General features: G+C 47.4%; 16 protein-coding genes. 4 read left to right on the top strand and 12 right to left on the bottom strand.

Annotation, left to right across the window (positions count from 1 at the left end; translation table 11 throughout):
* The first annotated feature begins 124 nt into the window (after positions 1-124).
* Positions 125-2,191, top strand: a complete 2,067-nt coding sequence (locus HQ865_RS03120; RefSeq protein WP_173413490.1) for a M13 family metallopeptidase — start codon at positions 125-127, stop codon at positions 2,189-2,191.
* Between the two features lie 327 nt (positions 2,192-2,518).
* Positions 2,519-2,875, top strand: a complete 357-nt coding sequence (locus tag HQ865_RS03115) for a response regulator (protein WP_173413489.1) — start codon at positions 2,519-2,521, stop codon at positions 2,873-2,875.
* 486 nt (positions 2,876-3,361) lie between these two features.
* Here the strand turns inward: HQ865_RS03115 and HQ865_RS03110 are convergent, their stop codons facing one another.
* The 10 genes from HQ865_RS03110 to HQ865_RS03065 form a co-directional block, all read right to left on the bottom strand.
* On the bottom strand, positions 3,362-4,777 hold the full coding sequence (locus HQ865_RS03110; protein ID WP_237073732.1) for a COG3014 family protein: 1,416 nt from the start codon (positions 4,775-4,777) through the stop codon (positions 3,362-3,364).
* A 170-nt stretch (positions 4,778-4,947) separates the two neighbouring features.
* A complete protein-coding gene (locus HQ865_RS03105) occupies positions 4,948-5,541 on the bottom strand; it encodes a penicillin-binding protein activator LpoB (RefSeq protein WP_173413487.1) in 594 nt (197 codons plus the stop codon).
* 48 nt (positions 5,542-5,589) lie between these two features.
* Complete coding sequence (locus tag HQ865_RS03100) at positions 5,590-6,015, bottom strand: hypothetical protein (RefSeq protein ID WP_173413486.1); 426 nt, start codon at positions 6,013-6,015, stop codon at positions 5,590-5,592.
* Positions 6,016-6,440: 425 nt separating this feature from the next.
* Entirely contained in the window at positions 6,441-6,854 is a 414-nt protein-coding gene (locus HQ865_RS03095) for a hypothetical protein (protein WP_173413485.1), read from the bottom strand.
* A gap of 168 nt (positions 6,855-7,022) precedes the next feature.
* Positions 7,023-7,409 carry a hypothetical protein gene (locus tag HQ865_RS03090; RefSeq protein WP_173413484.1) on the bottom strand — a complete coding sequence of 129 codons (387 nt, stop codon included), beginning with the start codon at positions 7,407-7,409 and terminating at the stop codon, positions 7,023-7,025.
* Between the two features lie 311 nt (positions 7,410-7,720).
* Positions 7,721-8,653, bottom strand: a complete 933-nt coding sequence (locus HQ865_RS03085) for an AraC family transcriptional regulator (protein ID WP_173413483.1) — start codon at positions 8,651-8,653, stop codon at positions 7,721-7,723.
* Positions 8,654-8,889: 236 nt separating this feature from the next.
* The gene (locus tag HQ865_RS03080; RefSeq protein ID WP_173413482.1) at positions 8,890-10,686 is read right to left on the bottom strand and encodes a RagB/SusD family nutrient uptake outer membrane protein; all 1,797 of its coding nucleotides are present in this window, start codon (positions 10,684-10,686) and stop codon (positions 8,890-8,892) included.
* A 5-nt stretch (positions 10,687-10,691) separates the two neighbouring features.
* Complete coding sequence (locus HQ865_RS03075) at positions 10,692-13,769, bottom strand: SusC/RagA family TonB-linked outer membrane protein (protein ID WP_173413481.1); 3,078 nt, start codon at positions 13,767-13,769, stop codon at positions 10,692-10,694.
* Positions 13,770-13,890: 121 nt separating this feature from the next.
* A complete protein-coding gene (locus tag HQ865_RS03070) occupies positions 13,891-15,564 on the bottom strand; it encodes a RagB/SusD family nutrient uptake outer membrane protein (RefSeq protein WP_173413480.1) in 1,674 nt (557 codons plus the stop codon).
* 14 nt (positions 15,565-15,578) lie between these two features.
* The gene (locus tag HQ865_RS03065; RefSeq protein WP_173413479.1) at positions 15,579-18,458 is read right to left on the bottom strand and encodes a SusC/RagA family TonB-linked outer membrane protein; all 2,880 of its coding nucleotides are present in this window, start codon (positions 18,456-18,458) and stop codon (positions 15,579-15,581) included.
* A 625-nt stretch (positions 18,459-19,083) separates the two neighbouring features.
* On the opposite strand from HQ865_RS03065, the gene HQ865_RS03060 reads away from it, so the two are divergent.
* Positions 19,084-19,236 carry a hypothetical protein gene (locus HQ865_RS03060; protein ID WP_173413478.1) on the top strand — a complete coding sequence of 51 codons (153 nt, stop codon included), beginning with the start codon at positions 19,084-19,086 and terminating at the stop codon, positions 19,234-19,236.
* 246 nt (positions 19,237-19,482) lie between these two features.
* Here the strand turns inward: HQ865_RS03060 and HQ865_RS03055 are convergent, their stop codons facing one another.
* A complete protein-coding gene (locus HQ865_RS03055) occupies positions 19,483-20,517 on the bottom strand; it encodes a metallophosphoesterase family protein (protein ID WP_173413477.1) in 1,035 nt (344 codons plus the stop codon).
* Positions 20,518-20,719: 202 nt separating this feature from the next.
* The gene (locus HQ865_RS03050) at positions 20,720-22,813 is read right to left on the bottom strand and encodes a sulfatase-like hydrolase/transferase (protein WP_173413476.1); all 2,094 of its coding nucleotides are present in this window, start codon (positions 22,811-22,813) and stop codon (positions 20,720-20,722) included.
* Between the two features lie 339 nt (positions 22,814-23,152).
* Here HQ865_RS03050 and HQ865_RS03045 point away from each other — a divergent pair, with 339 nt between their 5' ends.
* Complete coding sequence (locus HQ865_RS03045; RefSeq protein WP_173413475.1) at positions 23,153-24,268, top strand: FecR family protein; 1,116 nt, start codon at positions 23,153-23,155, stop codon at positions 24,266-24,268.
* The last annotated feature ends 266 nt before the right edge of the window (positions 24,269-24,534 follow it).

The following is a 24,534-nucleotide window of genomic DNA, read 5'->3' as shown; positions in this document are numbered from 1 at the left end:
AAATCCTGTTATCTGACAAATCTGTTTAATCATGGTTCAGACAATCCCCCGTTTAGGGGGATATTCCCAATCCCCTTGCACTTAATCCCTCAAAAACATACATTTACAATCCCAAGTAAATTCCATGAACAATAAATTTAAAAATTTAAGTGCTGTTACCGCGGCCTGCTTTGCTGCCGCTATGTTCAGCACGTTTACGGCCAGTGCCCAGCACGATTCGCCGAAATCTATAGCTGGCAAGTTCGTTCAGAAAAAGAACTTCGACGAGACCGTACCGCCGGGCGATAACTTTTTTGAGTATGCCAACGGTAACTGGGTAAAAGATAATCCTATCCCGGCCAAAGCTACCCGCTGGGGCAGTTTCAGCATTATTGCCGAAGATAATACCAAGCAACTACTCACCATCCTTAACGAGGTGAACAAACCCGGGCAACCCAAAGGCAGCCTGAAACAGCGCATAGGCGACCTGTACGCCAGCGCTATGGATAGCGTTGGTATTGATAAACGCGGCTACAACCCCATCAAACCAGACCTGCAACGCATCAGCCAGATCAGTAGCCTTGACGGCGTATTGGCCGAAACGATTTACGACAGGCTAAATGTGGTGTCGTCACCGCTGTACTTTATTGGCGTGGGCCAGGATTCGCGCAACCCTACCAAAAACATCATCCAGGTGGGCCAGGGTGGTACTTCGCTGCCCGACCGCGATTATTACCTGAAAAGCGACGCACGCACTAAAACCATACAGGATGCCTACCACAAATACATGGTGGCTCTTTTCACTATGACCGGTACCCCCGCCACCGAAGCTGAGGCTAATGCCAACACTGTTTTCGCTATAGAAAAACAACTGGCAGCCGCGCAATGGAGCCGTGTGGAACAACGCGATCCGCAAAAAACTTACAACAAATACAGTATTGCCGACTTTGCTAAAAAGACCCCGCATCTTAACTGGGTAGATATTACCAATAAGTTAAAAATGGGTGGGCAGGATAGCCTGCTGGTTGGCCAGCCACCATTTTTTAAAACACTGGACAGCCTGATAGCGGCCGTGCCGGTTAAAGACTGGAAGACTTACCTGCAATGGAACGTGCTTAAAAACTCATCGGGCCAGTTGAGTGCCCCATTCGTTAAAGCCGGTTTCGAGTTTAATAAGGTGTTGACCGGTCAGCAGGTTCAAGCCCCGCGTACCGAGCGTATGGCAAACCTGGTTGATGGCAGCATTGGCGAATTGCTGGGCCAGATCTACGTTCAGCGTTATTTCCCGGCCGAAGCTAAAGTGTACATGGTAAAACTGGTGAACAACCTGAAACTGGCGCTTGCCGACCGTATTAAAAACCTGGAATGGATGAGCCCTGAAACCAAGGTGCGTGCCCTTAAAAAGCTGGATGCCTTTACCGTTAAGATCGCTTATCCGGATAAATGGCAGAACTACGATGGCCTTACCATTAACCGCGATGATTATTACGGTAACCTTAAACGTGTTGCCCAGTGGCGCTATAACTATAGTGTGAGCCAGTTAGGCAAACCGGTTGATAAGACCCGCTGGGGTATGACGCCGCCAACCGTGAACGCGTATTATAATCCGGTAAATAACGAGATCGTTTTCCCTGCCGGGATCCTGAAATTCCCATTCTTTGATTTCCAGGCTGATGACGCACTGAACTATGGTGGTATCGGTGCGGTTATCGGGCACGAAATGACCCATGGCTTTGATGATCAGGGCCGTCAGTACGACTATGATGGTACCCTGCGCGACTGGTGGACCAAAGATGATGCTGCCAAATTTACAGCCCGTGCCAACAAAGTGGTTGAACAATATAACGCCTTTACTGTTGTTGATACAGCCACCCACGTGAACGGCAAGCTGACCCTGGGCGAGAACCTGGCCGACCTGGGCGGTTTAAATATCGCTTACGAAGGATTTAAGAAGACAAAGGAAGGTCAATCGAGCGAGAAGATAGACGGCTTTACACCAGATCAGCGTTTCTTCCTGAGCTGGGCACAAGTTTGGCGCAGTTCGCAACGCGACGAAGCGGCCCGCCAGCGTATACTGGTAGACCCGCACTCGCCCGAGCAGTTCCGCACCAACGCGCCTATTACCAATATGGATGCCTGGTACAAGGCATTTAATATACAACCCGGCAACAAACTATATAAAAAGCCGGAAGACCGCATTAAGGTCTGGTAGTTCGGTAGAACCACCACGGTCTTAAATTTTGAATCCAATCAAAAAGAAGCCCCCGGCCATGGCCGGGGGCTTTGTTGTTTTTATCCCATCCTCTACTACATTAAGCACGAAAGCACAGCATATTAACCTAAAACATGCTGATCAGCCCGGCTGTATGCCACAGGCACGTGAATCGTCCTAACTCAATACCTCAACCCATTTTTTAGAATACCCGTCCATTTTTTGGAAAGTGGCACAGCATGCCAAAATACCAACAATTTGATAATCAATAAATTAACTCAATTGGCACGCTTCATGCCAACGTCATATCAAAACAATAACATAATCATGACAACAGATAAGTTAAAAATATTCCTGGTTGACAGTAATAAGGCAAGTCTTGAAAATCAATTCGGCCATTTGGCGCAATCGGGCTATAACAATGTATACAAGTTTGATAACGGCCGCCAGTGTACCGACAAACTAACCGAACGCCCCGATATCATTTTCTTAACCTACGGACAGTCGGCCGGGATGGCTTTGGAGGCCCTGCACCAAATTAAAGCGTTTAACCCAGGCATACAGGTAGTATTATTGCCCGCAACAGCCGGAAAAAAGGGAGCAAGCGAACAACACAACCAGTATGTTACCAGCTATATAGATCACATATTATCACGTTTACCTCAAACACGTAACGCAGCATGAAAAAGTTAGAAAAAATACAATGGATAGCCATCACCGTGATCCTGATCACAGGCTGCTACGGTACCGCGCTGTGGATCTCTAATTTTCAATAAGCAATCACAGACCAATTTTTTACGCCCAACAACCACCAACATGAAAAAGTTAGAAAAGATACAATGGATAGCCATCACTGTCATCATCCTTACCGGATGCTACGGCACTGCTTTATGGATGTATAACTTCCAATAAAAGCAATAGCGATAAGTATTTATAGCACGCTTAGCCTTTTAACTATTATAGCCCATACTCCCCTAATACGTACACAGCGTGAAAAAGACAGACAATATTCAACTGATCGCCATTGCTATTCTTTTACTTATTGCATTTTATGGCACCGTGATGTGGATATGTAATTTTCAATAGGAAGTAGGTAAGCTTATTGTTACTTTAACAATCTCCCGATAAATTAAGTCTATAGCTCACAATGAGGTAGCAGCTTTACCTCCCCTACCTCAAAGTAGCGTAATTATAAAACTGTAAACCTCCCTTACCCTCCACATCAATCGTTTTTACTTCACTGGTGCCATTGGCGCTCCGCATTTTAATTTCGATGTGATTTGCGCCTTTTTGCAGCGGCACACGCGCGTAAGATATATATGATGGCAAACTCTGCCAGTTGCGGGTATCGGCTTTTTCAGAGAATAAACTGTATAGCTGCACACCATAACCCAAGCCCTCTATCAAACTATTGGTTTTGCCGTTATCTTTTTTAGCCGCTTCACGCAGACTGTATTCGGCTATCTTTTTAACCGCCAGGCGGGCCAGCACTTTACCCATTTCGTTCAGCATGCGCTGTTGCAGGGTTTTAAAGGCCAGTTCGTTAATATCTTCGGCCTTGATGAATGGTGTCGTGCTGCCGTTAACCGTAATATCCGCGCCCAAATAATAAGGTACCTGCGCCACATATTTAGGGAAAGCTACATGCAGGCTCTCTATCCCTTTGGTGTTCACCTTACTGCGGTCGCCGGTATAGTTAAAGGGGATCATTACCCCGCCGCCGCCATCAAAAAAGAAGTCGCCGTTACTGTTACGTACCAGGGTGAAGAACAGGTCGCTTTGCTCTTTAATTGGTGCACGGCCGTTCTCCCAAAAAACTATCAGACTGCCACCATCGCTTGCCGGTGGCGCATCGTATTTAATACCGAAGGTATTTTCGTAGCGGTCGGCCTCATCGGTAAAACCATTTAACCGGGCCGTGCGGATCACATCCTGCTGTAAGCCTAAGGGCATCGGTGTACCGTAATAAGTTTTGTCAGGGCTTTTCAGGTAGATATCAGCCGCGTTTCGGTACGATATAAAGGCATTGTTCACATCGTTATTACTCTCGTACAGCATGCCCTGCAGCATCAGCGAAAAAGCATCGTTACTATAACGCGTATCCTTATTATTAAATTTATCGCCCTGCTCCTGCGCTTGCAGGGTAATGCGGCGGGCTTCCACAATGGCATCTTCGGTTTGATGGAGGTACAAATAATTAAGCGCCTTGTAATAGTGGATCATGAACTTCTCAAAATCCTCGCCCTTATATTTTTGCGACATGGAGTTCACCAGCAGGCCCACCGCTTCGTCGCCGGCGCTCTTCATGCCGTTGTCCAGTAGCTGATCGGCATCGTTAAAGTACTTATTACTTTCCTGGTACTCGCCACGCAGGTGGGCAATGCGGCCTTTCTCCATAAAGTAAAGCAGCTGGTTTCGGGGCTTTTGTATCAGGCTGTTCTTATCCAGCTCTTTTTCGGCCTGCGGATAGTTGGCCGCCGATACGTTTTTATAATACGGCGCCACAGCATCGTTATAGCTTGCGCAGCCCCACAAACTAATAGAGAGCGCCACAAAAGCCACGGCCCTGAAGATATGCTTACGCATGTAGATCATTGTGATAATGCAAATAACCCTAAATATAGCCAGAAGTGAACCGGGTGTCATGCTGAGCCTGTCGAAGCATGGGGCGGGCAGCCCACCGCGCACAATCTTCGACAAGCTCAGACCGACAGTCCCCTATCGGCTATGTTCAGGGTTACGAAATATGGACGAAATTAATTCTTAACGTATTTAGCTATCTTCTTCTCACCTATCCATACCACTTCGTTGGTTTGGATATTGGTCAGTTCAAGGCTTACCTGGTAGTAAACCACCTTTTGGCGCTTGTGCGAATCGACAATGGAATTGATAGAACCCTGCAGGATGTAATCGGCGCCGTTCTCCAGCCCAAACTTCTTCATGCTCGATACCGAAGCGTTGGTTTGCTGATCGGCTTTTTCGGCACGCAGTTCTTCGCGTTTTTTACCGCCCTGCACCAAACGTACCTTTTGCGATTGGATGAACGAGCTTTCAATATCGGTCAGGAACGTCTCGGCATCAATATGCTCGTGGCTTTTGTTCTGTACAAAACCAACGATCACTACCGGGCTTTTGCCCTGATGGCCGCTCCGGTGTGTATCTATCCATGCACCGCTTAAAATTTTTCCGGTCAGTTCGTCGGCGGCCATGCGGGCATCACTGTTGTTCCAGTTACCGCTTACGTCGATGGTTTGATCGGGACTAACCCGCGTTACCTGCCTTGAGCAGGAAGTTATAAAAATGCCTGATGCCGCGATGGCAGCAATAGATAAAATACTACGAAATTTCATTTTTGGGAAGATTAATTATGATATAGACAGATCGAAAAAAAATGCATGTTAATTATACCAGCCAAAGCCGATACCGATATGGCTCCGGCCACCCCAGCCGCCACGGTAAGCACCGCGGCCCCAACCGCGGCCATAGTTATAATTATTATAAAACGGACTGTAATAGCTACCGCCATATATGCCCCACGATGGCGAGTAATCGTAATAGCCGTTCATGCGCTCCTGGTGCGCCCATTCGCGGTTTTGCTGGCGGCGCTCCTGGCGGGCTTCATACCAATCATAAGCTTTGTAAGTATCTTGTATGGTAGTGCCCTGGGTAGTGGTCAGGCTGTCGGCCACGCGGGCGTACTTAGCCTGGCTTTCCATATAGCGCGGGTTTTGGTCAGCCGCTAAAACCCTTTGCTGGGCCAGTGTAGCTCCGCTGTAAAGAGCACCTAAAACAAAGGTTGCTATAATGATGAATTTTGCTTTCATGGTTATTGTGATATTGTAATAAGTAAAATTACGTAACGCTTAGACGATATAAAACACCTAAACGTTGCAAGCAGGTAAAAAAATGTGCGCAACAATAATTTTTTACTTAGCAATGAACCGGGGGCGCGTTAAATCATCCTTGCCTGCAATTGATGGATTAGATGTGAGAAATGATTTGTGGTTTAATGGGGGTGTGAAATTTAATACCCCGTCGTCATCCTGAGCGATAGCGAATCAGCTCCGGTGGGTAGAAAAACATAGTAATATATATCATCGCTGCACGAAGCGCCCCCTACGTTAACAGGGCAAAATATACTGTAGCGCCAAATAATTATCTGGCGCTATCCATTAGCAGATCCATTTTGCATCTACTCACTATCGGAATAATGCAAACAGGTTCCGGCTACCATATTATGAGTTATTTCCTACTGAAACGGATACTCAAACACCTTTAACTTCTCATTCACCCCAACCGTATCAAAGCGTGATCCCACCCCAAACCAGGCGCTATAAATAAAGCCCGCCTGCAGGATGGATCCATCATCCGGTACAGTCTTCTCGAAAACCAATTTATGCAAGGGGCCTGGCAGATCTTTAAACCGCCTGGTGGCCAGTGTCGAATCAAATATCGTGCGCGATTGTATAGTGCCGGCATTATTACGTATCACCAGCTTAAAGCTTACGGTATCATTATCGGTCGAAAAATCTGCGTTGGTATACAAAACAAACCTAACTGTTTTTGTAGGCGAGGGGACGGGTTGCTGCGGCTTACCTTTTTTACAGGAGATGGCAAGGCAGATAGCGGTAATAGCGGCTAAAATTGTAAGTGTCTTTTTCATTTATAGTTTATAATTACAATAGCCTAACGAAACACTTTTAAAACCGGTTGCCTTACAAGGTCATGAAAAAAAGTAATCTGGAAGTACTATCCTATTAATCAAAAAAGCCCCGCCTTAACAGGCAGGGCCAACCCAAATTGAGAGAGAAATTAAAAGGGGTCTATATTTTCAGAACGCGAACGACGTGGCATCGTCTTCTTCAGCGCTCAGTTGTATGCTGTGTTTTACTACTTCAGTGCCGGTTTTTACTTCGATGGTATAGCTGCCCTCAGCAATGCCGGTCATTAGATAGCTTTTCTTGATGCTGGCGCTTTCGGCTTCAAATTTGTCGGTTAATATCACTTCGCCGGCGGCATCGTATATGGTTACCACCTTATCGCCTTCGGTAGCTTTGTCAATGTTTACGTCGATGCCAAAGGTATCATCGTAATAGCTTACTGTGGCCGATACATCGTTGGCGGTGGTATCGGTTTTCATGTTGTTAGCGGCAAAAGCGCCGGTTGATAATAATGCGAATGCTGAAAAAATGATAGCGGTTTTGATAGTGGTTTTCATAATATTTTTTGTTTAAGAGTGTGTTAATGTGTGTTTGTTGTTTTGTTTCAATGTCCAAAGCAACACATTAATCCGATACCGATTTTTGATAGTATACCAGTTACGGGGATAAGTATACATGTAGGCTATAATTGGCTATAACAGCTAAAAAGTTGCGATAAAGCAGGTTTCGGGGGTTTCATCTACATATTGTGGGGTTTGGTATATGAGATGGCGGGCGTTGTAGCAATTCCCATTTGATTTCACCGATTAGTTTTCGATTTCACCGATTTTTCATCTGCATATTTGCACATACGCACATCTGCACATTTCTACACCTCCCTCTTCCTATTCCTAAACGCTGTAGGCGACACCCCCATCACATTACTAAACAAGCGCGAAAAGTAATACGGATCGCTGATGCCCATTTTATGGCTTACCTCTTTAATGCTGCTATCGGTAAACTCCAGGTACTGGCAAGCCTTCTGGATTTTGATATGGTTAAAATATTCGAGCGGCGGGTAGCCGGTCTTCTTTTTAAACAGGGCCGAATAATGTGACGGCGAAACGAGCGCCTGCCCAGCCAATTGCTTCAATGTGAGCACGTGGTGCAGGTTATCGCGCATATAGGCGATGGAGCGGTCGATAGCGTCCTCGCCGCGGTTGTTCTCACCGGCATCAAACTGATCTGGGTAGCTGAACGACGAAAGGAAGTGCCACAGGCACATATTGATATATTGCAGATTGGCATCGCTGTAACCTTTTTCTAAAATACGGTATATGTTATCAAACAGCTTTATCCGATCTTCCGAATAAGTAATGCCGCGGCAAAAGCTGGTATTCCCCAAACTCAACAAATCGGCTAATGCTCCGGCCTGGCTGCCTTTGAAGTGCAACCAGTAGATAGACCAGGGATGCTTCTCGTCCGAGCCATATTTGTGTGGGGTATTGGCGGGGATGATAATGTACTGGCCACGCTCAACTATCATTTCCTTACCGTTTATGTTCAGCCACCCTTTTCCGTCCACACAATAAATAAGAATGTAGGCCGGTGAACCGGTGTTGCGCTCGAAGTAATGAAACTTAGCTTTTGGATAAAAGCCGATATCGGTAATAAACACATTGCTGATAATGGCCGATTTACGATAAGCTTTTATCACCTTATCGGGAAGCACAATAGCCCGCTGACCGTTAAAGCCCTCACTTTTTCGTTGAGTATGTTCGGCTGGCGGATCTGTTATCGTTATGTTATCTAATGCCTGCAATTGCGTTTATGAGTAATTATAGATGGATTATTTTATGATGATAAATATAGCGTACGTTTGCAATACATTATTAATATACTTTTATCAAAATCTTATCTTTTTATATCGATGGATAATATACTTACCAATCAAACAAAGTCGCTATACTATCTACCCCGAATTACATTAGCACAAAACATAAATGCCTGCGCTTTTCAGCACAGGCAATTTATCAATCCAAAAAACACACATTTATATTAATAACCCGGGTTTTGCAACAATTGCGGGTTAAAAGTAACGTCGTCCGTCGGTATCGGGAAGTAGTAGTAAATATCCTTAAAATAGCGCGGTGTTACGTTAATACGGGCGTAGGTGTAAGTACTGCCCGTTTTGGTGATCTGCATCCCGTGGGTCATCATGCCATCAATCTGCGGACCGATCTTCCACCGGCGGATATCGAAGAAGCGGTGCCCCTCGAAAGCCAGTTCGATACCCCTCTCGTTCATGATCAGCGCACGCACATTATCCTTGGTATCCGTTGCCGGGATGCCGTACAAGTTACCTGCACCCGGTGTAATGCCGGCGCGTACCCGCAACAGGCGCAGGGTATTTAAGGCTTCCACCTGGTTGCCAGTTTCGTTTGTGGCCTCGGCGTAGTTTAATAAGATCTCGGCATAACGGATAACCGGTAAGCTACGGTCTACGTTATTACCACCGGTTACCACACCGTTCTCATCGCACATTTTGCGCACATAATAACCGGTGATGGTAGCCGTGTTTGATGATACGGCTACAATACCATCGTTTGCGGCACCTACATAGGTATTTACTTCGGCCAGTGCCTTGGTGCTGTTCAGGAACATCAGGCTGCCATTGTAAACAATCGTGGCCGACATGCGCGGATCGCGGTTGGCATAAGGGTTAGCGGCGTTATAGCCGGTTGGGTTGGTGGTGGCGTTGTAAACATCACTGGTGATGGGTAAACCTTTAATGGTCGGAAATTTATCAACCAGTTCCTGCGTTGGGTAATAGTAAAAGTCGGCACCGCCGCGCGATTTAGGGTTGAAATAAGCCTCGACCGCTTTACCGGTTACTTGTGGGCGTGGCAAAATAAATTCGGCATTCTCGCGGGTGATGAACAGCTTATAAAAGCCATAGCCCAATCCGGCTGAGTTACCTCCCCAGGCGGTGGTGTTATTGGTATTTAACGAGTATACGCCCAAATCCATCACCGCTTTAGCAGCCAGGCGCGCGGTTTCCCAGCGGTTAGGATCGGCGCTTGGATAGGCCGTAGTGGCAATCAATGCGGTGCCACTGGCGGTACTGCCACCGTTATAAAGCGGACTAGCCGCGTACAATAAGATCCTCGATTTCAGGGCTAAACAAGCGCCTTTAGTAATACGGCCATAATCAAGCCCGGTATAACTTAAAGGCATATTTGGTGAAATGGCATCAAGTTCGCCAACCAGGTATTTTACGCATTCATCATAAGTACCACGGATAACCGTACCGGGTTCGGCAATATCAAACACCTTATCGCCCACCAGCGGAATGCCGCCAAAGTAACGCATCAGGTACGAGTAGTACAGCGCGCGCAGGAAGCGGGCTTCGCCTTTTACGCGGGTCTTTTTAGCAGCCGACAGTGGCGATGAATCCACATTCTGCAAAAAGATATTAATGTTGCGGATATCGGCATAAAAATCTGAATAATGCTGGGTAAGCGTACCCGCGAAAATACTGGCGAATGTACCCTGGGTTACCACTTTATCAAAATTACCCGCTGCCGGGTAACGGCCTGTGCCTTCATCGCACATGTCCGAAAAATCGGCCAGGTTATTGGCGATAGTGGCCGTGGCTGTTGGTCTTGAAGGGAAACTGTAAGCGATATCGATATACAAACCGGCCAAAAAATCCATGGTATTGGCGCTATCGGCAAAGGTTATGGATTTGTTTAAACTGGCGGTCGATTTGTTATCGAGGAAGCTACCCTTGCGGCATGAAACTATGGTTACCGCAACGATAGCTAAACCTATTAAATAAAACTTTTTCATCATCGTAATTATTTTATCGAAACGTTAACACCTAAATTAAAAATGGCCGACTGCGGGTAAACACCCTGCGCGCCCGGATCGCCGGCGCCACGCAGCACTTCGGGATCTAAACCGTATTTAGTTAAACTTTTAGACCAGGTATACAGGTTATAGCCGTTTGCATATAAGCGTATGCCTTTCATACCAACGGCGTTTGCCCAGCGTTCGGGCAATTGGTAACCCAACTCTACCGATTTGATACGCAGGTAGTTGCCGCTTATAGACCAAAACGTAGAATAGTTGCCCGCGGTTTGATAGGTGCCGTGAAAATTGGTTACCAGCGTAGGGAACTGCGCCGCGCCGGGGTCGCTGGCCTGCCACCTGTCTAAATGGATGGCCTGCAGGTTACCCTTAAACGGCGTAGCGAAAGCATAGTTCACCTGCACATCGTAATTTAAGGCCGATTGCATGAGTACGTTTAAAGATATGCGTTTATATGTTAAGCCTGTATTAAACCCAATAATGGTAGTTGGCAGGTTGGCATGGCCCACGTAAGCCTTATCCAGGTCGGTGATCACGCCATCGCCGTTCAGGTCGCGGTATTTCAGGAAACCGGGCAAGGTTGTACCTGCTACCCCGGCCACTGCCGAACCGATATATTTAGGAACTTTAGGGTCGGCCGCTTCGGCAGCCGAATAGTAGCCATCCCAGATCCACTGTGTCACTTCGCCAATAGAGCGCCCGGTTTGTTCCTGCCATGGGTACAGCGGCGGCACCTCGTCAATCTCAATAATTTTATTTTTAGCGTACGAGAAACTGCCTTTCAACCGGTAGGTAAAATCCTTACCGGCCTTGCCGTTATAACCCAGTTCAAACTCGTAGCCATGGTTCTCTACAATACCCAAATTCTCTGGCGGCAGGCCCGATGTGGGCACGCCATAATAATGCGGAACGGTTTTCAGGGCGGTTAAGATATCGTAACGCCTGTTTTTAAATACTTCGACCAAACCATACAAGCGGCCGTGAAAAAAAGAAAAATCGGCGCCTAAGTTCAGCTTCTTTTCCTTTTCCCAGGTTACGCTGTTATTGGCCAGTGTGCTGGGCACAATACTGGTATAAGGCGTATTACTTTGCCCGAACGAGTAGATACCGCCACGGATATAATTTTCTTCGTACGAGTTTTTGGCACCGTTAGGCAGGTTATCGCTACCCACCACACCGTACGATCCACGGAATTTCAACAGGTCGATAAACTTCAGGTTATTTTTCACAAAGCCTTCTTCGGATATCGTCCAGCCGGCCGATACCGCCGGGAAGAAGCCGTAACGCTTGGCAGCCGCGAACTTATCGGTACCGTTATAGCTGCCATCAAACTCCACATTGTACTTGTTGTTGAAGTTATACTGCACACGGCTCATAGCGCCACGCAGGTTAGTAGGGATATAATTAGTATCGCCCGCATCGGCAGTAACTATAGTACTTTGATTAGCCAGCACCAATACGCTTACATTATGCTTGCCAAACGAATTATTGTAATTTAAACTGGCCTGTATGCTCGATTGCCTGCGCGGGCTGCCACCCGCGTAAGTTGTAGCGAATGGATCGATACGATAGATAGTAGCATCGCGCGGAGTATAGGTACCGGCAACCGGATCGTAATAGAACGATGGGAAGTTCGCGCGGCTGGTTGTGCGTGTCGATGCTTCGGAATTTGATACGGAAGCTGTTAGCTTAGCCGATAAACCTTTGGTAATGTAATCCATCTTTTCTATTGCCGACAGATTCACGTTCAGCAAGTTTTGCTTCACACGGCTGTAACCACCGTAGGTTAAACGGCCGATAATATTATTTGATGGCGCCGGCTTGTTTGGGTTAGCCGCGCCAAAGCTGCCATCGGGATTGTAAATTGGATAACTATACGGCGTTAACGATTCGAAGTTAAACACTTCGTAAAACGCCGCTGTTTCGGCCGAACCACTGCCACCATTAAATTTAGGACTATTGGTGATGGTATTATTTCCCGACAGGTCGACCTTAAAGCTTAAGGATTTGCTGGCTTTGATATCCAAATTAGACCGGAAGTTGAAGCGGTTGAACGCGTAGTTATTATCCAGATCGTTTGATGTATTGAAATTGCGCATCATACCACCCTGGTCTTCGTAACCCAGCGATACAAAGTACTGCACATTTTCGGTACCGCCTGAAAGATCGAAATTGCTTTTATTGATACCGGCGAATTTTTTGAACAGGGTATTATACCAATCCACATTCGGGTGGCCGTAAGGGTCGGACCCATCCTGAAATTTTTGCAGATCGGCCGCGCTAAACTCAGGTACGTAGTTGGTTAACGCTGTACCGCCGGTAATGCGGGCATCGTTATAACCGGCTTCGTTGCGCAAAAGCGCCGTGTTGTAAGCATCCAAAAAATGCGGCCTTTGCGTAGGCGTTTGCAAGCCAAACTCGGTGCGGAAATTAATGCGGGGCGCACCAACTGCGCCACGGCGGGTGGTTACTAAAATTACACCGTTCGCGCCCTCAATACCGTATGGGGCGGTGGTGGCAGCATCTTTTAGTATACTGATGCTTTGTACCTCGTTCGGGTCGATATTGGCAAAATCGTTGTAATTGGTGATGATATCATCCACCAAAATTAATGGTGATTGATTACCGGATGGCGTACTTACACCACGCACAAAAAAATCGGCGGCATCGGCACCGGGGCGACCGCTGCGTTGTTGCGAAAAGAAACCCGGCAATTTACCAGTCAGCGCGTTTTGGATACTGGCCGATGGGGTTTGCTGGATCTCGGTACGGCTAACAGAACTTACCGCGCCGGTTACGTTTATCTTCTTTTGTGTACCGTAACCCACCACCACAACTTCCTCCAAACCCTTGGAGTCGGCCACCAGTGTGACGGTGATATTGCTCTTCCCGGCCACGTTTACATCTTGCGAAATATAGCTTACGCCACGCACGGTAAGCACATTGCTGCTCCCCCGCAGGGTGATGGTAAATTTACCATCCACAGTGGTGCTCACGCCATTGGCGGCAGTACCTTTTTCCATTACGGTGGCGCCCGGAAGCGGGCCGTCTTTATCTTTTACCATACCGGTTACTATACGATTTTGGCCTCGGGCCTGAAAAACAGCGCATAGCAGTAGCACCGGTAACAAAAATTTGTATATATTTTTCATATTACTCGCTATCAGAAATTAGGTCTGTCAAAAATTACCATCCGGGATTTTGCGTGAGCGCCGTATTGCTTTGCAAATCGCTGAAAGCAAATGGGTATAGGTACATTTTTGGCGCTATAAACACCATATTGTCTACATTTTTGGTTTGATAATTGTATGTCGTCCCCGTTTTGGTAATGGTGATACCATGTCGTGTTTTATTAAAATCGGTACCCGCGGTATTCCAGCGGCGCTCATCCCAAAAGCGGTGCTCCTCAAAGGCCAGTTCCAGCCTTCGCTCCAGGCGGATGGCATCGCGCATCTGGCTTTGGGTAGTGGCCGTAATACCGTAGTTAGCAGGTGTGCCTGCCGTTAAACCGGCACGTTTACGAATCAACACCAGTTGCGCCAAAGCTGTCGACCTGTTCGATGCCGCGTCGGCCGCTTCGTTAATAGCCTCGGCATAATCCAGCAAAATTTCGGCATAACGGAAGATGATGAAGTTATGGTCCTGCGTGCTATAGGCCGAAGCGGCTGACAGATCGGGCAGGAATTTGCGCAGGTAATAGCCGGTTTTGGTTTGCACCAGCGTGCCACCCGGTTTATCCTTACCGCCCTCAAAAGTTTCTACCGCCCGGCCCAGCCATTGCTGCCCGTTGTAGAACACGGTTGCGCCCATGCGCGGGTCGCGGTTAGCATAAGGGTTGGCAGCATCAAAGCCGGTTGTATTTGTGCCCGATTTAATATCGGTGCCGATAGGTAGACCTTTAATGGTGGGGAATGCATCCACCAGATCCTGCGTCGGGCTGGTTTGGCCACGGCTGGTGATCAGATCGTTGGTATAACCCACCGGCGCCTGCGCTGTTTCCAGCGTTTGGTTTTTAGCCTGCTGAAAGCCCAATATCACTTCCTTATCGGCCCGGTTTAAAAAGGCCGATACAAAACTGGCGTTCAGCGCATAATAATTCAGGTCGATAACCGCTTTGGCCGCATTGGCTGCCGAGGTCCATTTGGCAGCATCGTTACCGGGGTTATTCTGCGGACTGGCGGCGTATAGCAAGGTACGGGCTTTCAAAGCCAGCGCGCAACCCTGTGTAGCATGCCCTAATAAGGTTGTCGTGATCGGTTCGGTGCGCAATTGTCCGCTGATGGCATCGCATTCGCTAACAATGTAATTAACGCAATCGGCATAGCTGTTGCGGGCTATCTTAAGGTTGCTGTTCAAATTAAGTACCTGGTCGCCCAGCAGGGGCACACCGCCGTAACGTTTCACCAATTCAAAGTAAAACATGGCACGCAGGAAGCGGGCCTCGGCTTTATCAAAGGTTTTAACCGAGTTGGTTATCGGCACCACATCAATCTTAGATAAAAACTGGTTGGCCCTGTAAATGCCGGTATAGTTGCTGGCAAATGCGTCATCAACCACCTGGGTGGGGCTTTGCAGGCCCTTAGCCAAAATATCAATATTACCCGATAGCTGCGAGTTCACCGCGTCGTCGGTAGCGGCATCGAGGTACGAGTTATCGACCCTATTGAAGCCTTTGGGCAAAAACGTGTACAGGTTGGTAAGGGCCTGGTCGGCATAGTAGCCGTTGATATCCATTTTATCGTAGATCAGGTCCTCGGTTTTAATATCCAACGGTACCGTTTCATTCTTGATGCAGCCCGTTTGCGCAATGCCCATTATTAGCAGCATGGCGTAAAATTTGTATGATCGTTTAAAGTTCATGTTGCTCTTCCTCCTTATAATTTAACCGATAAACCACCATTAATTACACGTTGTATCGGGTACAGGCCGGTGTAATCTTCCGGATCTGATTCCTTGTACTTAGACCAGGTGAGCAGGTTCTCGCCCCTTACAAACAGGCGTACCCTTTTAATTTTAGCGGCTGATAAAAGCCTGTTGCTAAAACTGAAACCCAGTTCAAAGTTCTTTAGCCTTACATAACTGGCATTGCGCACAAACAGCGATGACGGTACATAATTATTAATATCGGTACCTAGAGTAACCCTCGGCAAAGTGGCGGTAGCGGCGGTTGCCGGCGTGTAACGGTTAAGGTTATAATCGAATGCCTGGCCCAGGCCGTTGTTGGTGAACGGATATTCGTAATTACCACTAAGCATAATATCGCGGTTAGCCACCCCCTGGAACAGTATGCCCAGATCCAAACCGTTATATTGCAGGTTTAAACCTAAACCATAAAATACCAGCGGCTTGTTGTTACCGATAACGGTCTGATCGTACTGGTTGATGATGCCATCGCCGTTCAGGTCTTTGTATCTAACATCGCCTGCCGATGGCGTAAAGCCCGACATGGTAGCCCCCGTTAAGTTGCCCGCGGTAAAGAAACCATCTGCCACATAACCACGGATGGCGTTGATAGGCGTGCCGGTTTTAGCCATGTACGGATAAGCCTGCGCCGGTTCATCGTTATAAATAATTTTGCTTGATACGGTAGAGAGGTTGCCCGATACGCTGTAAAGCAGCTTGCCAATTTTATCGCTCCAGCCGGTATTGATCTCGAAACCGTAATATTTGTTTTTGCCGATATTCTCCAGCGGATAAACCTGGCCCAATACGGCGGTATTACCACCGCGGATCTGCAGCAGATCGTATTGCTTGTTATTGTAGTAATCAAAATTCAGCCAGCCACGGTTTTGGCTGTAAGCCAGGTCGAAGCCAAGATCCAGCTTATTGGCCTTTTCGGCTACGCGGTTGGGGTTAACCAGATCGCCCTGGAAAAATGACGAGCTGCTGGTAGCGCCCGTACCAAAAAAGTAGGCCGAGCCACCGCTGTAAGCCTGCAAATAGGTATAATAGCCGGGATTGGCATTGCCTACTTTACCGTAGGTGGCGCGAACTTTCAGTTCGGATAGGAAATTGATGCTTTTAAAGAAGTCCTCGTTATGGATATTCCAGCTTGCCCCCACCGATGGATAAAAGCCATACTGGTTACCCGGCGCAAAGCGGTTATTGCCATTGTAAGCGCCGGCGGCCTCCACATTAAAGCGGTTATTAAAGCTGTAATTTACACGGCCCGAAAAGCCTTTGTAAACCTGGTTCAGCGTGTTATCGCCCTGGGTATTATCGTAACGGCCCATTAGTAAGGCGCTTAATTTATCGTTACCAAAAGCATGATCGTAACCCATCGATAGTTCGGTATAGGTTTGCTGGAAACGTTCGATAACGCTGGCGACGTTGCTTTGGTCGGATATGGTGTTTACCTTGATGTGCTGCGTGGTATCGGCAGTTACGGGATAGTAGTAGGCGTTATAGTTTTTAGACCTGTCTATCTGCTGCTCGTACGATGGCGTGTAGGACAATAAGGCTTTTACATACAGGCCCTTCACCACATCGTCCATCATCCTTTTGATTGAGATATTGGCCGATGCTGCCTGTAAATTGTTTTTAAGGTAACCTGTAGATACCGCCTGCGCGTAGGGGTTAGTTGGGTATTGCCTGGTACCCGCGTAAGTGCCGCCAACCGGTGTATAAATTGGCGTAGCGTTGGCCGGGGTATTTAATATACTGCTGAACACCGAAGCATAACCTACACCGGGCTGGTAGTAATCCTGTATATTACCCAGCAGGTTGAACGATGCTGAGAGGTGTTTATCCAGATTGATATCGATGTTGGAGCGCAATACGTAGCGCTTATAATCAACATTAGTACCATAAGCCGTGTTCGGGTCCTCTTTCAGCAGGCCACCCTGCGCGAGGTAATCCAACGAAAGGAAGTACTTCATATTGGTAAAAGTGCCGCCCGCGCTCAGGTTGTAGCGCTGCATGGGCGCGTTCTTTTTCAACACGGCATCCTGCCAGTTTACGTTAGGGTACAGGTTTGGGTCGGTGCCGTTTCTGTAGGCATCTAACTGCGCCGGACTAAATACCGCCGCGCCGCCGCTGTTAATAGCCGCCTCGTTATAAAGCGATGCATAATCAAAAGCCGACAGCGGTTTACGCATACCGATGGGCGTTTGCACACCCGCCTGCGCCGTAAAGGTTACACCCGATGTTTTCTCAGGCAGGCCCTTGCGGGTGGTGATCAGCAGCACGCCGTCCATAGCCTGGTTGCCCAGCATGGCGGTTGATAAGGCGTCTTTCAGTAATACTACCGATTCTACCTGCTCAGGGTTGATGGACAGTACATCGAACAAGCTTTGGTTAGTGATGCCTGATGTTACGTTAGATGCGGTAAGGCTTACCAGGTTATACATCGGCACACCGTCGATCACTACCAGCGGGTTGCGGCCGCGCAGGCTAAGCGTTGGGTTATCAAAGCGGGGCGCGCCATTGCTTTGTTGGGCATATAAACCCGCCAGCTGCCCGCCAAACGAGTTACTAAGCAGCGATACCGGCGCGCTTTCCAGGCGTTTTCCATTCAGGTAGCTAACCGATTGCACCAGTCGGCTACGATCCTGCTGGCCAAATAATATGGGTATGTTTTGTGGGATTAAACCGGCGGCAATCCCTGTCGCCCGTTTAATGGAATCATCTGTAGCTTTTTGGGTGGTATCCCGCAATTTCCCCTGGGCAAGGCCTTGTTGAGCAAGCAACAGCCCCGACGAGAAAAGGCACAGGCAGATGATATTTTTTGATCTGTGAAGTAAATTTCTATTCATATAAAAATTCATAGGCAGCCACGGTGGGCTACAAAATGTTTGTCGAAATAATGGGTTGGGCGCTGGTTGGTTTTAAAATCGTTTTCCTGTTTTAGTTTTTACGTTTTTGCAGATGGCTCACGGAGCGTTTACCTACCCGCGTTTAATTATTTTTCACCGGTTACATATACAGAGAGACGGGTACAATATACCGCATACCATAATTTTTAATTTTTATTTTTCCGAATATCGCACACTATCTTAAATATATCCGCGCCGGTTGGATTGAGTGAATTAAAAGCAGTAGCGATATTTAAAAACCGGGCATGAAGCTATAAACAACTGTATAACAACATATATTAAGAACAAACACCATGTACAAAGTGTGGAAAAAGCGGGTAGATTAGATTATTGTTAAATAATTGTTAGCGTATTATTTAATACACTATCCCTAAATAAATAAGCCAGGTTTATTTACGTAAAAATATAGTTGCCTCCTCCCGGGAGGGTGCGGTTGGCCGTGTTGTGTAAGGGAGGGGTTTGCCTGCAATGCCGTATCGTACAAACCCCTCCCTACACCATCCGTTTGGGCTATCGTGTGGACACATCTTTTAATGTGGTGTGGGTTTAGCAACCAAGCTTGAAATTGGCTCACCGCATTCAGGATGGCGAACCGGATTTGGCCCAGGCATCTATAAAAAAGCTGGTGGAAAGTACCGATAATAACCATTATAAATGGTGGCGTAAATGTGTCAGTACCCTTAAAAAACATGGTAGTGGTGAGAAAACGAAAAACTGAACAAACGCATTTATTTTATTGAAAATCAAAATGATGTGTGTTCAATTTTTGTTCAAAAAAAGCGTTTTTTTGAACAATTATTTCTTCGCGTGAACAGCAAAATAAACTCATTGTATCAGCGTGCCTTTAGGTACGCTATATTCTATTCCGTACCTAAAGGCACGGAGGAAATCAATATGTGGTTATTCTACAGATATTTCACCCCGATGGGGGGGACCGGGGTGCAAAGCACATTATAACTTTCGCCTACTCCCCCTTATACGGCGAAAAAGTATTAATGCTGATAGCATTGGTTTCCGTGTTTATCCGCATGGTGCGCATGCGGCCGCCGCCGCCGTTGGGCAGCGCCTGGCAATCTATCAGGTAGGTTTTTATGGTGTTGCCCTGGTATACGTCTTCGCGCATGTATTCGCCGGTAACGTGGCCGCACAGCATCAGGAAAACATTGGGCATATCCTTTACACCATCGTAAATGCGCTTACCCTGCTCGCTGAAATTGCCATCCTTAGGACCCTTCAATATACTGTGGCTAACAATAATGGCTTTGGCATCCTTATGTTCTTCCAGCACATTGTGCACCCATTTCATCATCAGGCCGTCTTTGTCTTCGCCTTCGCCGTTCTGGCCGTTCACATCAAAGGGGATAAAGATCACCAGGTACTTTTTGCCGGCCACGGTAAATTTATCGTAATGCAGGTCGTTATTATTTTTGCCCAATATATTGGCATGGCCGCCATACCAGGGCTTGTTCTTAAAGCGGTCTACACCAAAATATTTATTATAATTCTCGGTAGTATTACGCACCGGCGACAGGCCCGGATGGTTATGGTATTTCCCCGGCTCTTTTTGCGGGAATGCAGGGTCGGCCTCATCATGGTTGCCAACAGTTACGCCGTAAGCCAAAGCAGGCGCGGCTTCCAAAGCGTAATATCCGGCAGATGCATTGATCCATTGCTGCGGTGGCGGCACGCTGTCTATCACCGTATCATCTACCGTATCGCCCAAACCGGCTACAAACACAATGTTCGAATCGGCCTGGTGTTGTTTGATCCATTTAATTTGCGACATGAACATGGCCGGTTTGCCGCCATGCGCCATACCGGTATAGAACTGGATATCGGGCAGCACCGCGATGCGGAAATCTACACCAGCCTGCTCTATCTTTGTTTTCGCAGGCTTCTTTTTGTGTGATGGAACTGTAAAAGCCAGCAGCGCTACGCTCAATAACGATGTAGCGATTAAAGCCGGTCGCCATTTTTTTAGTAGGTTATTCTTTTTCATAGGATGTTAATGATATACTGAAGATGTTAAATCCAATTTAGGATCCTTAAGTAAAAATCATTGCCGTTGACTTTAGCCAACGGATAATGCATGGTAAACAAATGGCTTTAGCCAAACTACGCTTGGGTAATTGGGCTAAAGCTCCGTATTACTGCTCTTCTACCGTTGACTAAAGTCAACGGCGATGAATATTATCCCGCAATTACTTGCCCCCAATAAAAAACGCGTTCGCAGGAACTTGCATTTTCTTAGATACATCGCTTTTCCATTCAAAATTCAGCGCGCCGCCGGGTTTGCCCTGGTAGTATATCCTGATGGGGTGCAATCCTGCTTTCAATTTCATACTCCCTTCCTTTTCGGTATTTGGCTGATAGCCATAATCCTCATCAATTACCGATGCATCATGGATCCGCAGAAAAGCCTTGCCGCTGCTGCTTAAGTAAAACGTGTACTCGCCGTCTTCGGGTACTTTGATATAACCCTCAAACAGGTAGGTATCGCAGCCGGGTTTTAAAGTTTTGGTATCAATGGTATTACATTGGCCTGTAGCAGTCGCTGCCAGATCGGTCACATCAGGTATCCACGGGTATTTACCCGCATAACCTTTCCATACCAGGCCCTGTTTAGTATTGCCGGTGTTTGATGCCGGTACCAGCGCATCATCATAAGGCCTTTGGGCCGAGGTATCCGGCCGCCTTACCTGCAATACCATTTCCTTCATTTGCTTTTGAAGTTGGGGCATGGCTGCCGCGAGGTTATTAGCCTGGTGCGTATCCTTAACTACATCAAAAATGGCAAAATCATCATCCGCCGATTTTACATTATATCGCAAGCCAACCAAATTACCCATGCGGATCATCTGCATTTGGTTGCGCTGCTTCATGCGGTTATTGGGTGCATACTCTTTATAGTTTGGTGATTTACCCGGTTCGAAGTACTCCGAATAGATCAGCCCATCTTTTTGCACTCCCTTTCCGGTCAGGGCAGGCAATATCGACCGGCCATCTGTATTGGCCGGAGCGGGTAGCCCGGCGGCATCTGCCATGGTGGGCAGCCAATCGTAAGATATGGTTGGCGTATTTACCGGCTTACCTGCTGGTATATGCCCCGGCCAGCGGGCTATCACCGGCATACGTTCGCCGCCCTCCAGTTCATCGCGCTTGATGCCATCAAACGGACCAAAGCTCCCGAAAAAATTGGCCTTATAATCTACATGTGGTTTGGGCAAATAGGCCTCTATCGATGGCCCGTTATCGCTGCTGAAGATCACCAGTGTGTTATCGTCTATCTTCAAATCCGCCAATAGTTTAAACAGATCGCCGATGTTATCGTCAATACGGCGCACGCTGCTGGCGTAGCGTTTATAAGTATCTGGCCAGGGCACCTCGGGTGTGGCCTTATTGTTGTCATCATCATAAGTGGCATTGGCATAGTCGGGATAGGTATAGCTATCTATGGTTCCGGTTGCTGTATTGATCATGTGGCCCGGCTGCCCCAGCCATTGTACACCACCTTTTAATCCGCCACCTGCGGGGTAAGGTCCGGTAGGCAATTCCAATACGGCGTGCGGGGTATCATAAGCCAAATACATAAAAAACGGCTGATCGCCATTTTTACCCTTTTGATGTTCAGCAATCCATTTTTTGGCGGCGGCTGTCCACAGGTCAGCGGTATAGCATTTATCCAGTTGCTGGGTTACATCGGTACGATTATCCCAAACTTGTTTCTGTTTGCGGTACAGGCCCTCTTTAGGGTAATGCTCGTGCCCGTCTTCATGACGCATGTAGCCGTAGTAATAATCGAAGCCGCGGTTCAACGGATGGGCTATCCAGTCTTTACCATCTTTAGTCCAGCGGGCATCGCCCTGCAAACCCCATTTACCGATGGCGGCGGTGGCGTAACCCGCCTTTTGCAATACATTACCCAGGGTATAATTATCGGCCAGGTCCTTATCAAACTGGTTATCGCGCACGCGGGCGTGGCCCTGGCTTAAACCGGTCAGTATCGAGGCCCTCGACGGGGCGCAGACCGGCGCCGCGGCATAAGCCTGCGTAAGCATAGCGCCCTGCATGGCCATTTTATCCAAATTGGGCGTATACGTCCAGGGTTGGCTGCGGTCGGCCGCTTTGGCGCGCTGATTTTGCCAGAAAACGCCAACATCACCATAACCCAGATCGTCGGTAAGGATAAAAATGATATTCGGTTTTTTCACCGCGGGCTTTTTTTGCCCCTGGGCATTGGCTGGTTTGTACAATAATAAAGCAGGTATCAGCAATAAGCTACAATTAAATTTCATTTAAGGCAGAATTGGTTAAAAGTGGATCGCTAAAATTAGGCTTAATATTTCCATAGCAAGTATACCTTAATTAATAATTTACAATTTCATAGAGACAGCGGACTGCGCGGCATACCAGTATTTAACGTATTAATTTGTTATCGATTTAGGATGGTTCCACCTGCCAACCCCTCTTCCAAATACCAATAATTTATCTGTAACTTGTCCCATGCAAACTAAATTTTTTATCACACGTGTTGCACATCAGCCACTTAACACTCAATTATTACTCTTTTAATAAAAAATTAACAAAAGACTGGTATCTGTCCTAAGCCAATGTCTCTACTACCTTAACAGATCATGAATAATCATATAAACAGAGATGCCGCGACCGTTGAAGATTTGGTTTGGGACGAGGATTTCAGGCAATGGGTTTTAACTAACGACAGCGACCTGGATGCGTTCTGGAGCGATTGGGAAGCCGCTCATCAAAATAAACGCGAGGAGATAGCCACCGCCAAACAGATCATCCGCTCTATGGTAGTAAAGGAGGCTTTGGTTTCGGATGAGGAAATGGATATGTCCATACAAAACATTATGGCCCAAACCGCCGATAAAGCAGTTCTCGAGCCGGCTCCGGTGGTACCGATAAAGCGAACCAACTGGTATAAACACGCAGGCATCGCGGCATCGTTGTTGGTGGTAATGAGTGTGGCGCTGCTGTTCTTTGTGCGGTATAGCCATGGCACCATATCCTACAAAGACCTGGTAAAGGAAGCCGGCGGCGAACTGGTGGAGCAAAGTAATAACAATGCTTCGGCCAGGCAGGTGATTATGGCCGACGGCAGCGAGATCATCCTGCAAAAAGGTGCGCGTATAAGTTACGCCCCTAAATTTAACAGCTACGGCACGCGCAAAATATACCTGACGGGCAAGGCGACATTCGAGGTGGCTAAAAATCCGGCTAAGCCGTTTTTTGTTTACACCAACGGGCTGATCACCAAAGTGCTGGGCACGCGTTTCACCATTACATCAAACGAGGAGGATAAGAACGCGACCGTAGAAGTGACCTCGGGCATTGTATCCGTATTTTCGCTGGTAGATAAAAAATCGCAGGATGACGCGAACACCCAAAAGCTGAACAGCCTGATCTTAACCCGTAACCAAAAGGCCAGCTTCTCAAAGATCGACCGTACGCTGATCGCGTCGGTGGTAGCAAAACCGGTGGCGGCAAACGAGCAGGTTTTTAACGAAGCCTTTGCCGACGCGCCGCTGAAAACTGTATTTAAAAAAATGGAAGATTGCTATGGCATCCCGGTGATATATGATGACAAGGTTTTCGCAAGCCGCACCTTAACTGCCGATTTGAGCAAGACCACTATGTACCAAAAGCTGGATATTATTTGTAAAACCATTAACGCCCGCTACGAAATTAACGACGGCAAGGTGGTGATTTACGCAAAGGTGCTGCAATAGGTAAACGCTGTTTTTGTTAACCCTGTCGCAAGCAAAGAGCGGAATTGTGCGATTCCCTTCCACTGGGAGGATTCAGGGAGGGGTTTAGTCCTGATGCAATATCGTATAAACCCCCTCCTTGCCATCACACCGGCATCCGCACCCCTCCCAAAGGAGGGAACTGAAAAAGCTCCCTGGGGGACGACTAAAAACTTATCTCTGTACCGGGATAAGTTTTTGTGGTATATGGAATACTGTTTTATATTAATAACTTACCGCTGAGTAAA

This window comes from Mucilaginibacter mali, assembly GCF_013283875.1.
GTDB classification, from domain to species: Bacteria; Bacteroidota; Bacteroidia; order Sphingobacteriales; family Sphingobacteriaceae; genus Mucilaginibacter; species Mucilaginibacter mali.
Note: the sequence above shows the minus strand (reverse complement) of the source record. Positions and strands in the feature narration are given on the sequence as shown.

Bases quoted from the DNA above. Each gene is read 5' to 3' on its own strand.
- HQ865_RS03120 (WP_173413490.1), top strand. From the start codon at position 125: ATGAACAATAAATTTAAAAATTTAAGTGCTGTTACCGCGGCCTGCTTT.
- HQ865_RS03115 (WP_173413489.1), top strand. From the start codon at position 2,519: ATGACAACAGATAAGTTAAAAATATTCCTGGTTGACAGTAATAAGGCA.
- HQ865_RS03110 (WP_237073732.1), bottom strand. From the start codon at position 4,777: ATGCGTAAGCATATCTTCAGGGCCGTGGCTTTTGTGGCGCTCTCTATT.
- HQ865_RS03105 (WP_173413487.1), bottom strand. From the start codon at position 5,541: ATGAAATTTCGTAGTATTTTATCTATTGCTGCCATCGCGGCATCAGGC.
- HQ865_RS03100 (WP_173413486.1), bottom strand. From the start codon at position 6,015: ATGAAAGCAAAATTCATCATTATAGCAACCTTTGTTTTAGGTGCTCTT.
- HQ865_RS03095 (WP_173413485.1), bottom strand. From the start codon at position 6,854: ATGAAAAAGACACTTACAATTTTAGCCGCTATTACCGCTATCTGCCTT.
- HQ865_RS03090 (WP_173413484.1), bottom strand. From the start codon at position 7,409: ATGAAAACCACTATCAAAACCGCTATCATTTTTTCAGCATTCGCATTA.
- HQ865_RS03080 (WP_173413482.1), bottom strand. From the start codon at position 10,686: ATGATGAAAAAGTTTTATTTAATAGGTTTAGCTATCGTTGCGGTAACC.
- HQ865_RS03075 (WP_173413481.1), bottom strand. From the start codon at position 13,769: ATGGTAAAAGATAAAGACGGCCCGCTTCCGGGCGCCACCGTAATGGAA.
- HQ865_RS03070 (WP_173413480.1), bottom strand. From the start codon at position 15,564: ATGAACTTTAAACGATCATACAAATTTTACGCCATGCTGCTAATAATG.
- HQ865_RS03065 (WP_173413479.1), bottom strand. From the start codon at position 18,458: ATGAATAGAAATTTACTTCACAGATCAAAAAATATCATCTGCCTGTGC.
- HQ865_RS03055 (WP_173413477.1), bottom strand. From the start codon at position 20,517: ATGAAAAAGAATAACCTACTAAAAAAATGGCGACCGGCTTTAATCGCT.
- HQ865_RS03050 (WP_173413476.1), bottom strand. From the start codon at position 22,813: ATGAAATTTAATTGTAGCTTATTGCTGATACCTGCTTTATTATTGTAC.
- HQ865_RS03045 (WP_173413475.1), top strand. From the start codon at position 23,153: ATGAATAATCATATAAACAGAGATGCCGCGACCGTTGAAGATTTGGTT.